This window comes from Sulfurimonas sediminis (assembly GCF_014905115.1).
Classification (GTDB): domain Bacteria; phylum Campylobacterota; class Campylobacteria; order Campylobacterales; family Sulfurimonadaceae; genus Sulfurimonas; species Sulfurimonas sediminis.
Genome location: NZ_CP041235.1, coordinates 1,981,364 through 1,993,210, shown reverse-complemented (window position 1 = coordinate 1,993,210; position 11,847 = coordinate 1,981,364). Strand labels below are relative to the sequence as shown.

Genomic DNA, 11,847 nt, shown 5'->3' with positions numbered 1-11,847 from the left:
GAAAATATAATCAATTTCTCAGATTTGTTTCATATTGTGATAAAAATGAAAGTTTTTTAAAGCAAAGAACTGACGGCAAGATGTTTTGGCTCATTTTTTGCAACTTTTTTTTGACAGGAGAGAATTGTATTTATATGCTCTTCGCTTATGAATGATTTTTTCTCCGGCGTGATAAGCAGTGAGGCACTTGCTGTAAGCAGAGAAAACCTGCATGTTTGCTCTTTTCTGTTTTTTGAAACAATATAGCCGTTCTCTTTATCTTTTTTGCTGTAAAATTCTTTTGCAGAGGAAGCAAATTTTTCCAAAATATTTTCTATCATTTTTGTGTCAAAAGAGCTATGGGTAAAATCTTTATTCTCCCAGGCAACAAAAAAGTCATCACCTCCTATGTGGGCTTTGAAAACATCTTTTGGCAGTTCTTTTCTTAAAATATCTGCAAAAAGCTGAATAATCCTGTCACCGTTTCGAAAACCGTACACATCATTAAAGGCTTTGAAATTGTCAAGGTCAAAATAACACAGAAGATGAGATGCTGAGGATTGGGACACTTTGTAGATGTATTTTTCAATCATTGTGTTTCCGGGAAGTTTTGTGAGCGGATTCTGGTCTCTTGCCTGAATCATATTTTCCTGATGCATCATATTGATAATTGCTTTTGCGGATAAAAATCCATAATAGCCTGAGTTTTTTGTAATAATAATGCCTGAAGATTCAGGATTGTTCGCAAAAAGTTCTATAAGGGTAGTGGTGCTGCTGTTGATATCTGCATGCCCGCAGGGGTGAAGCAGGTTTTTTAGCTTGGAGTTGTTTTGTTCGTTTAAGAGTAAAGACATGCCGTAGGGAGAGTAAAGAAACTCTTTGATGTCAGATTCAAGCAATATTCCCACGGGTTCGTTTTGGGAATTCACAATAGGAACAATGGGAACACTCTTATTCTTTTTAAAATACTCTATGACCAGATTCATTTTTGTTTTAATCTTTAAAGGCTGAATTTTGTCTATATTGTTTTTCAGTAAAATATTTTTGTCACTTATCCGTCTGTCTAACTTTATAATGTCGATAATGTTTGCGTATTGCTGATAAATTTTTTGTGTATTTTTTGTAGGTTTCTGAATAAGATAGCCCTGTGCCAAGTGGCAGCCGATATCTTTACATGTAAGGTACTCCTCTTTTGTCTCAATACCCTCGGCAATCACCTTAATGCCCATCTGAATGGCAAGATGTGTGATGTTGCGAACCATGAGTTTTTTCTTCATATTGGTCGCAAGCCCCTGCAGAAAAAATCTGTCAATTTTGATGATATCGGGTGCGGAATCATAAAAGAGTTTGTACCCGGAATAACCGACACCAAAGTCATCTATTGCAATTGAAAAGTCTTCCTTTTTATAATGCTGGAGTATTTTTTCAAGGTCAAACTTACTGGAAATTTCCTGTCTTTCCGAAATTTCAAAACAGATATTTTCTTTCTTTATATTGAGCTCTTGCAGAATTTTTGTTGTATTTCCGGTTGAAAAATTTTCCATTTCCAAAACCCGGTTATCCAGATTGTAAAAGAGTTTTATGTTTTTATAGTTTTGTATCTGTGTATATTTTTTTAAAGCTTTTTCTCTGAGTGCCAAATCAAAAGAGTACAAAAGTTTTTCTTTATAAACAGCATCAAAGAGTGAAAATATAGACTTGAATCCGACATCCTGAAAATTTCTCAGCAGGGCTTCGACACCGTAGAGTGTCCCTGTATGGATATTGATGATAGGCTGAAAAGCCACATCAAGAATTTTAAGATTATTTTTCCACTGTTGTGTGAGTTCATTGTTCATTATTTTAGATATCTCTTTCTTTGGGATGCTTTTATTTTTGAAATGTCGACGACTATAAAGCTGTCTATACAGTTGGAAAAATCACTGTCTATATTGTAGGCGCAAAATTGTATACCGCCTTTTTCACACAGATCGGCATACTGTTTGTAAAGCGTCGGAACATTGGCATTGATACTGCCAAGAGCTTTTTTGAGTGTTTTGAAATTCTCTTTGTACTCCGGTGCACTGAACTCTTTTTTGAGATTTGCTATGAGTGTTTCATCTGTTTTAAAGTTGTAGGGATTTTTTGCGCTGACAAGATTTTGTCTGTCTTGAAAATTTTCATCATAAAAGTACAAAATCATATCTTTGGCTGTTTTGGCATAATTTTCACTCAGTGAAACCGGACCGTACATGTAACGGATATGCGGATTGTTTTTGAGATATGCGCCTATGCCGTACCACAAATAATCAAGTGCCCGAGAACCCCAGTATTTTGGTTGGACAAAACTTCTGCCGAGTTCTATGGCATCGGGGAGGTAAGGCAAAAATGCTTCGTTGTAATCAAAAAGTGTTGTTGTATAAAGGGCATCAACGCCAAATTTCTTTATGATATCCGCACATTCCGCTATACGGTATGCTCCGACTATTTCAAGATCTTCCTCGTCCCAGAGTATAATGTGCTTATAGCATCTGTCATATTTGTCTATATCTCTTTTTTTGTTGATGCCCTCACCGACTTTACGAAAGGAGAGTTCTCTGAGCCGTCCTATTTCATTGATGATAATAGAGTTGTTGTCACTGCTGCTGTAGAGATAAATTTTTTTTCCGTCTTTTGTCTCTCCGAGCAGTTGTGATGATTTTAACTCTTTTTTGAGATCCCGTCTGTCTTCGGGATGGGCGATTGCTTTTTGGGTTTCAAAATAGCTCTCATTTTTTTTGAGGGCATAAAGATGTTTTTTATAGAGTTTGACAAGTTTGTCCTTTTGTATCCCTTTTGGCATTATGTTTTCATAAGGAATGAGTTCGCCTACAATCATTTCAATAGCTTTGTGTTTTTGTTTAAACATTTCGTGTGCAAGAAGCAGGGCTGCAAGTTTTTTGTTCAGCGCTGATACGGAGTAAAAGGTTTTGGAATTCTTCCCTCCAATAAATACAGGGAGTATGGGGGCATTGCCTTTTTTGGCAAATTTTAAAAAACCTTTGTGCCAAATCTTGTCTTTTATGCCTGTCGGAGTAGCCCGGCTTACTTCGCCGGAAGGAAAAATGATGACAGCCTCTTCTGCATCAAGTGCCGCATATACCTGTGCAACGGTTTCTTTTTTTTGCCGTGCCTTAAAGTTGTTGACATTGATTAAAATATTTTTTATGGGAGTGATGACTTCTAAAAAATCATTTGCAACAACTTTTATATCTTTTCTGACATTACTGACAAGCTTGATAAGTGCGAGTGCGTCTAAAGACCCAAGCGGATGATTGGCAATAATGACAACGCGTCCGGAGGAAGGAATGTTTTGAAGATCCTTGTCTGAGACGGAAAAATCAAAGTTGAGGTACTGCAATGCTTCGTCTATAAACTCAAAACTGCCCAAATGCCTGTTTTTTTTGATAAATTCATTGATTTGTTTCTCATGGACTACAGAATCTGCAAATTTTGAAATTGCACCTTTGATTACTCTGGAGTTTTTAAGTTTGGGGTATTTTTTTATAATCATTTTTTCAACATCAATCATATAGGCTCTTTTTTGTATTGCGTTGAAAAATTATAGTAAAGAGAGGTTACACAGAGATTACATTTTTCCTTATATATAATTCAAGATAATTCTGTATACTTAACTGTATATAAAAATTAAAAAGGGATGCTTATGCCTGAGTATGCAAAACAGATAACGATTTTGTATGTAGAAGATGAAGATGATGTGCGTGAAGGCTATGCCCGTGCACTCAAACGGATAAGCAAAGAATTATATACAGCCAACAACGGTATTGTCGGACTCGAATGTTTTAAAAAATATCAGCCTGATATTGTTGTAAGTGATATTAAAATGCCTGAAATGAATGGTCTTGATATGATTCGGGCGATAAAAGAGATTGAACCGGATGTAAAGGTCATATTTACAACAGCACACAGTGAAAGTGCCTATCTGCTTGAAGCGATAGAGTTGCAGGTGGAGGGGTATCTGCTTAAACCTGTGCAAAAAAAATCCTTAACTGCTTTGATAAAAAAACTTGCCAAAAATATCATTATTGAAAAAGAGTATGAAGAGCAAAGAGAAATTCTGCAGTATATTATAGATTCTGAAAGCAGTATATCTGTTGTTGCAAATATTGAGCATGTCAGCTTTGCCTCAAAATCTTTTTTGAAATACTTTGGAGTAGAGAGTGTCGAAGAGTTTAATGAAAAATTTCATTCTATCATTAACATTTTTTCAAATGAAGAGGACAGTATCAACAGGAAAAACATACAGGCTTTTTTGGAAAAAGACGGGAGTCTGTATGATTTTATACACTCTTTGAATGAGACCCAGAGAATTACGACGATTGTAAACTCTAAATATGAGAAAAAATCATTTTTGGTCAATATTTCCAAGATTAATGAAACACAGTTTTTGATGAACTTTACAGATGTAACGGAAATAGAAAAACAACGAGAAGCCATTACAAAAAGAGCCAACCATGATATGCTTACAGGACTCTATAACAGAAACAGGTTTGAAGAAATTTTTGCGTATGAACTTTCTCAGGTAAAAAGATATGGCTACCCCCTCTCTTTGGCTATAGCAGATATAGACCATTTCAAACTTTTTAATGACAGATACGGACATCTGGTTGGAGATGAGATTTTGAAACTTGTTGCCAATACACTGATTTCGTGTACCCGAAGTGCGGATACTATAGCAAGATGGGGCGGAGAAGAGTTTGTTATGCTTTTGCCGCAAACAGCCCTTAATGACGCACAACTGCTTCTTGAAAAATGCAGGAAAAAAATTGAAGAACTTCATACGCAGGAGTATGGAAAAATTACACTGAGCTTTGGTGTCACTGCTTATAAAAAAGGGGATACTCTCAAATCAATGCTCCAAAGAGCGGACGAAGCTTTATACAGTGCAAAAGAGAAAGGAAGAAACCAGGTGGTGAGTAAAAAATGAAACAGAAAATAATATTTTTGCTTTTGTTTTTACTTTTGTTTGTGGTAAGCCAGTACCTGAACAACTATCATAAAAACCACTTAATTCAAAGAGAGCTCTCTTCGGTTCTTAAGCATTTAAAAATAAATTATGAAATAGTAAATGAGACAGACAAGGCAGATGCAGCCTCGTTAAATGCCTTTGTGTCCAATGATGAAACAGTTTTGCGTATATTGGAGAAGGCTTTACATGTAAGGGAGGCAAAAAGAGAGTTCCTGCGAAAAGAATTGTATCAACATTTGAAAAAGCAATACCGCGAAATTCGAAAACGCGGTGTTTTACAAATGCAGTTTGTACTCCCGGACAATGTCTCTTTTTTACGCATGCACAAACCGGACAGGTACGGGGATGATTTAACAGGTATTCGTTATACTTTTGAGTATGTCAACAAAACACATAAACCGATTGCAGGGTTTGAGCAGGGGCGCATTGCACATGGTTTTCGTAATGTTTTTCCTTTGTTTGACGGAGAAAAATATATCTGTGCCTATGAAATATCTTTTTCCTCAGAATCTTTTCAAAACAGACTTGCCAAAGTAAACAGACTCTACACACATTTTTTGGTCAATAAAAAAGTATTTGATGTGAAATGGTACAAAGACAAAGAATTTTTAGCGCACTATAAAACAAGTATAGAGTCAGATGACTATATGTTTGTTTATACAAAAGGTGTTCGACCACAGTATCTGCAATATTTAAAAGAAAATATTATTCAAAAGCATCAGCAGGAGATAGAAGAAAATATGCAAAAATGCAAAGCTTTTTCTTTGTATCAAAAAACAGGAAAAAGTGTCAAAGTTGTCTCTTTTTTGCCTGTAAAAAATGTAAAATCAAAACAGACGGTAGCCTATCTCGTTTTATATGAAGACAATGCAAATATCCAGTCTATTTTGTATAACTTTAAGCTTATCAGTCTGATTTTATTCATAGGCTTGTTTTTGCTTGTGTATCTTTTTTATCTACAGTTTATTCGAAAAAAAGCACTCAAAGAAACAGCGCAGGAACAAGAAAAGCTCCTGGAACTTTTTGACAAGGGAGATATTGCTCTTTTTCGATGGCACAATGATATTCACTGGAGTGTCGAATATGTCTCCAACAATGTTGTTTCTTTAACAGGGTATACAAAAGAGGCATTTTTAAAGGGTGAAATTGAATATCCTGATTTGATAGATGCAGAGGATTTGCAAAACGCCCTCCATGAACTTACAGAAGCATTTGAAAAGAATTTAGATATTTTAAAACATCAGCCGTATCAAATCACAACAAAAGAGAAAACAAAAAAATGGGTAGAACAGACAACACTCTTCATTCGTGATGAAAAAGGGAAAATAAGCCACTTTTTGGGCTATTTGATAGATGTCAGCAAAAGAAAGAAACTCGAGACACAACTGCAACAGCTTAATGAACACCTCAAAGAAGAGATAGAAAAACGTACAAGCGAAATACTGCAAAAAGACAAAATGCTTCAGGAACAGGCAAAATTGGCCGCGATGGGAGAGATGGTCGGCGCCATAGCACATCAGTGGAGACAACCGCTCAATTCACTCAATATCAATATTCAAAATCTTGATGATGATTATGAGGAGGGCTTGATTGACAAAGAGTTTATAGATGAATTTATTGACAAACAGACACAGACAATAAACTTTATGAGTCAAACGATAGATGATTTTAGAAACTTTTTCAGAGTCGATAAAGTCAAACAGGATTTTTGGGTAAAACAGAGCATCGAGAACACTCTTTCTTTGGTAAATGCACAGTTAAAGAGTCACAATATTGAAATCTCACTGCAAGGAGAGGATTTTATGCTTCATGGGGTTGAAGGTGAGTTTCAGCAGGTTATTCTCAATATTATATCCAATGCAAAAGATGCCATTGTCCACAACCGTAAAGAGTATGGAAAAATAGGCATTAGACTGAAAGACAAAAAGATAATTATCACAGACAACGGAGGCGGAATACCGGAGGAAATTATAAAAAGAGTGTTTGAGCCCTACTTTACAACAAAAGAGCAGGGTATGGGCACAGGAGTGGGTCTGTATATGTCAAAGATAATAATTGAACAAAACATGGGCGGGCGTTTACATGTAAGCAATACAAAAGAGGGGGCTGAGTTTATCATCGACTTTATAAAGGAGGGTTAAAAGACAATAGTAAAACTGGAGCCTTCATTCAGTTTGCTTTTGATGACAAGCTTAAAGTTGTGCAGCTGAATGATGTTGTTTACAAGAAAGAGTCCCAGACCCAAAGAGTTGTTCCATCGGTTCGAATGGACTCTGTAAAATTTGTTTGTAATGTTTTGCAAATCTTTTTCAGAAATACCTATGCCTGTATCAATAACTTCGAGTGAATTTTGACTGATATTGACTATGACTTCATCTTCGGAGTATTTAAAAGCATTTTCTATCAGGTTTGTAATGACAATGCCAAAAAGTGTCGGGTCAATGTCTATTGTCAGGGCTTTGTCTCCGTTGATAATAATTTTTTTGTTTTTATAATGGAGTCGGAGGTTTTGTGCTGCTTCTTGTACCAGATTATATAAATTTACTTTGCGTGTATTTAAAGCCTGGTGCCCGCCATCGAGTTTCATCGAGAGTCTGAGTGTATCTATAAGTTCACTGAGTTTTGTACCGTTTGTATATATTTTTGTAAGAAATTTCTTTCGTATGCTCGGGTTGATGTTTTCATCATCAAGAAGTGTCTGCGAGTAGCCGTTTACAACCGCGATAGGGTTTTTAAACTCATGGGATATTGCAGAAATAATGTCATCTTTTTGTTCATTGAGTTTTTGGAGTTTTTGCGTATATTTTGTTTTTTGTTTCTCTTTTTTGACAAGTATCTGTGAGACTTTTGTCAACAGATTTGTTATGTGAAAAAATTCCTGGGAAAAATCAGATTTTATGTAGGTGCTCTTTTTCTTTTTTGTCAAAGATTTTAAAAAGTCTACGATTCTTTTTGTTTCATGCTGAATCTGTATATTTATTTTATAAGACATATAGAGCACTATAAGAAAAAAGAGCAGTAGAACAAAGGCTATTTTAATGCCAAGGTTGATGATTTCACTGCGGACACCTTTGATTTCCCGGGCAACCCGTACAAAGATGACCTTGCCGTCGATGGTGTATTTTTTTGCTACATACTGCAGATCTTTGTCAAGGGTATGTGAGTGGCGTATGATATAGCCGTGCTTTTCCCTGTTTGCCTGTATGATTTCGTCTCTGTATTTATGGTTGTCCATAGTATGTTTGTCTTTGTCGGACTCTGCCAAAATGTTGCCCTCTTCATCTATAATCGTTAGGCGCAAATGGAGCTGTTTTTTTACTTTCTTTGCAAGCGTATCAAGGTCTGTATCTTTGTTGATGGTAAAAGAGACAAGCTCGGTAGCCTGCATAAGTGCCTCTTTTGAAGAGTGAAGATAAAATTCATATACCCAATAGTAGACTATAGCACTCACTATTAAAAAGAGTGCCAAAAAGAGTGCTAAAAACTTCTCTAATACTATTTGGGAAATTTTTTTCATTTAATTGTGGATGTTTCCACCGATTTTGATATAAACAAGCAGGTTTGCAACACTGATTGCACGGCTGGCGATTTTTTCACTTTTTCGAAGTGCTCTGAGCATCCTGTGATATTTTTCAAAGGTACTTGATCCTTCCGCCTGCTCTACAAGCTTTCGTTCTATCATTTCATACAGATCATCAACTTTGTTTTCTTCTATAAGTACCTCTTCATACATCTCCTGAAGTTCATCCATATCATCAACGTTGATCATCTTTACTGTTGTTGTAATGGCTTTTACCGTTGAGGTCTGCATAAGGCTTGCATATTCGTTAATCTCTTTGACATCAAGGTCTTTGCATACATCTGTAAAGCCCCGTATGAAACTTCTTGTATTGGAACATGCGCGTGAGAGTTCATTGCTTATTTTAAAGTAGGCAACAACCTGTCGCAGATCTCTTGCTTCTGGCGTATAGAGTGCAAGGACTTTAATGATTGCATTGTCGATTTCATCCGCTTTTGCCGTAATATTTTTGATACTGTTTCTTGCTTCATTAAAGGTTGTTTCATCGCAGTTTTGTAACGCTTTGAGAATAAGTCTGTTGGCTGTTACCAGATTTTCTCCGATATGTGTAAGTTTTTGTCTTATTTCGTCTAGGCTTGTTCTAAATGTTGGTAACATATTTAGCTCCTTAATTTTTTATAATTTATCCGAATCTACCTGTGATATAGTCTTCTGTTTTTTTCTCTTTAGGATTTAAAAAGATATTTTCTGTTTTATCAAATTCTATCAAATCTCCAAGATACATAAATGCAGTATAGTCACTGATACGCGAAGCCTGCTGCATATTGTGTGTAACAATTGCGATGCTGACATCTTTTTTCAGCTCCACCAGCAGCTCTTCAATAGCACTCGTTGAGATAGGGTCAAGTGCTGAAGTCGGTTCATCAAAAAGAATGACTTCAGGTTTGACTGCTACTGCACGGGCAATGCAGAGTCTCTGTTGCTGTCCGCCTGAGAGTCCCATGGCAGACTTGTTCAGTCTGTTATGGACCTCTTTCCATAAGGCACTGCCCTTGAGTGCTGCCTCTACACGGTCTGCAAGTTCACTTTTGTTTTTGATGCCTGCAATTTTCAACCCGTAGGCAACATTGTCAAAAATACTCATAGGAAAAGGTGTCGGTTTTTGAAAAATCATACCGACTTTTTGGCGGAGTTCTATAAATTCATTCTCTTTTTTAATTTCAAGAATGTTTTGATATTTTCCTGTTGCTTCATTAAGCAACTCAATTTTTCCGTCATATTTGTTACCGGGATACAGGTCATGTATACGGTTCATAGAGCGTAAAAGTGTTGATTTTCCACAGCCACTCGGACCGATAAGAGCAGTAATTTTATTTTTCTCTATGGATAGATTTATATTTTTTAAAGAGGGCTCATCGACCCCAGGATAGGTAAAAGAGAATTTTTTAATATTCATTACAGGCATAATTTTTGTTTCCTTCGTTATTTGTGTTTGTTTCTTGTGATAAATCGACCCAGCAGGTTGATAACCAAAACCATCATTGTCAGTATAAATGAAGCAGCCCAGGCAAGATCACGACTTGACTCTTCCGGTTCATTGGCAAGATTATAAATACTGACAGTCAAAGAGGGAAAACTCTGTGTGAGATCAAGACTGAAATAGTTACTTGTTTCACTTGTAAAGAGCAGCGGTGCCGTTTCACCGGCAATTCTTGCAAATGCCAAAAGAATACCTGTCATGATTCCCACTTTTGCGGCTTTTATAACGATGTCCAGGATAACACGGTATTTTGATGCACCAAGGGCAATACCTGCTTCGCGTAACTCCTTGGGAACAAGAGAGAGCATAGAGTCTGTTGTGTTGATGATGATAGGAACCATCATAATGGTAAGTGCTAAAATACCGGCAAATCCGTTGGCTCCTCCATAAGGGGCAACGGCTATGGCATAGACAAAGGCACCAATTACGATAGAAGGTGCGGACATCATGATGTCGCTCAAATCCCGAATCAGTTCCGGGTATTTTCCTCTTCCGTATTCGCGTATATAAATACCTGCAAGCATTCCCAGCGGTATTCCTATGGCACCTGCCAAAGAGGCAAGAACAAGCTGTCCCACCAAAAGGTTTCTAAGACCCCCGTCAACAAGGTCATTGAGAAAGAGGCTTAAATGAAGCGAAGAGAGCCCTTTGATAAAAAGGACTGCAAGTATCCACCCTAAAAAACCAATGCCTATAAGGGCAGAAGTTACCGAAAGTGCCAAAAATATTTTGTTTAACAGAAGTCTCATAACTTAACCTTTTTCAAAAAGTAAAATTTGGCAACTGAAATGATGATAAAACTCATGACAAAGAGAATCAGACCCAGATAAAAGAGTGCACTTTCTCCCAGTCCGCTGGCTTCGCCAAAGTTTACAGCCATAGCAACAGGAATGGAGATAGTAGGATCGGTAATCTTTTCAGGCAGTGAATAGACTGCTCCTATCAAAAATGCGACAGCCATAGTCTCCCCCAAGGCGCGTCCGAGTGCCAAGATGATAGAGCCTATAATACCAACCTTTGAGTAGGGAAATATAATATCTTTGACCACTTCAAATTTTGTAGCACCAAGTGCATAGGCAGACTCTTTGAGTACATCAGGGGTTGTATTCATACTGTCACGGGTGATGGCTGCCATAAAGGGAAGAATCATAATGCCAAGAACAAGTCCGGCAGTCAGTAAAGAGACCTGATAACCGCCAAATGCATCGGAGATAATGGGGGCAAAATAGTAGAGTCCCCACATGCCAAAAATGATACTCGGAATTGCCGCCAAAAGTTCAATGGCCATACCGACAAACTTGGAGATGTTTTTTGAAGCGATTTCAGCCAGAAAAACAGCAATACCCATAGCAATAGGCAGTGCAAAAGAGAGGGCAATAAGTGTGGAAAGAATTGTTCCGACTATCGGAACAAGTCCGCCATAAAGTGTTTTTGTCTGAGACTCTTCATCTTCATCAAGAATCATATCATCTTCATCCTCGATGATATCTTCATCTGCATTGTTCAGGGCAGTGTTTATTGTGTCGGCAGTACCCTCCACAGGAACCTCTTTGTTCCATGTCGGATCAACAAGAAAATGGAGCCCAAACTCTTCAATGGCAGGCTTTGCAGCGCTAAAAAGAGTGATAAATATGCCAATAAGTATAACGAGCACAAGAGAAGCACTTGATAAAGAGAGCTTTTGAAATATTTTTTCCATACAAGAAAACCCTAGAGTAAATTTATTTTGATATTATATTGTAATTTCATTACAAAGAGATTACATGAAGGAGAGAATGAAATTTGAAATTTGTTTTTTTT

General features: G+C 37.0%; 9 protein-coding genes. 2 read left to right on the top strand and 7 right to left on the bottom strand.

What is annotated here, in order from left to right; genetic code table 11:
* Positions 1 to 56: 56 nt before the first annotated feature.
* Complete coding sequence (locus FJR45_RS10680; protein WP_193150513.1) at positions 57 to 1,817, bottom strand: GGDEF domain-containing protein; 1,761 nt, start codon at positions 1,815 to 1,817, stop codon at positions 57 to 59.
* Entirely contained in the window at positions 1,817 to 3,529 is a 1,713-nt protein-coding gene (gene olsF / locus FJR45_RS10675; protein ID WP_193150512.1) for a bifunctional ornithine lipid synthase OlsF, read from the bottom strand. Before olsF ends, FJR45_RS10680 begins: the two co-directional genes overlap by 1 nt.
* A gap of 132 nt (positions 3,530 to 3,661) precedes the next feature.
* Here olsF and FJR45_RS10670 point away from each other — a divergent pair, with 132 nt between their 5' ends.
* The gene (locus FJR45_RS10670) at positions 3,662 to 4,945 is read left to right on the top strand and encodes a GGDEF domain-containing response regulator (RefSeq protein ID WP_193150511.1); all 1,284 of its coding nucleotides are present in this window, start codon (positions 3,662 to 3,664) and stop codon (positions 4,943 to 4,945) included.
* Positions 4,942 to 7,128, top strand: coding sequence for a sensor histidine kinase (locus FJR45_RS10665; RefSeq protein WP_193150510.1), 2,187 nt, complete (start codon positions 4,942 to 4,944; stop codon positions 7,126 to 7,128). The genes FJR45_RS10670 and FJR45_RS10665 overlap by 4 nt, the downstream gene beginning before the upstream one ends.
* Here the strand turns inward: FJR45_RS10665 and FJR45_RS10660 are convergent.
* Genes FJR45_RS10660 through pstC form a run of 5 tightly spaced genes read right to left on the bottom strand, consistent with a single transcriptional unit; the run spans position 7,125 to position 11,746 of the window.
* Positions 7,125 to 8,504, bottom strand: a complete 1,380-nt coding sequence (locus FJR45_RS10660) for a sensor histidine kinase (RefSeq protein WP_193150509.1) — start codon at positions 8,502 to 8,504, stop codon at positions 7,125 to 7,127. The genes FJR45_RS10665 and FJR45_RS10660 overlap by 4 nt on opposite strands.
* On the bottom strand, positions 8,505 to 9,164 hold the full coding sequence (locus tag FJR45_RS10655) for a phosphate signaling complex PhoU family protein (RefSeq protein ID WP_193150508.1): 660 nt from the start codon (positions 9,162 to 9,164) through the stop codon (positions 8,505 to 8,507).
* 25 nt (positions 9,165 to 9,189) lie between these two features.
* Positions 9,190 to 9,972, bottom strand: coding sequence for a phosphate ABC transporter ATP-binding protein PstB (gene pstB, locus FJR45_RS10650; protein ID WP_193150507.1), 783 nt, complete (start codon positions 9,970 to 9,972; stop codon positions 9,190 to 9,192).
* A gap of 17 nt (positions 9,973 to 9,989) precedes the next feature.
* A complete protein-coding gene (gene pstA / locus FJR45_RS10645) occupies positions 9,990 to 10,796 on the bottom strand; it encodes a phosphate ABC transporter permease PstA (protein ID WP_151899521.1) in 807 nt (268 codons plus the stop codon).
* Positions 10,793 to 11,746: a phosphate ABC transporter permease subunit PstC gene (pstC, locus tag FJR45_RS10640; protein ID WP_193150506.1), complete on the bottom strand. Its 954-nt coding sequence runs from the start codon at positions 11,744 to 11,746 to the stop codon at positions 10,793 to 10,795. The genes pstA and pstC overlap by 4 nt, the downstream gene beginning before the upstream one ends.
* Positions 11,747 to 11,847: the final 101 nt, after the last annotated feature.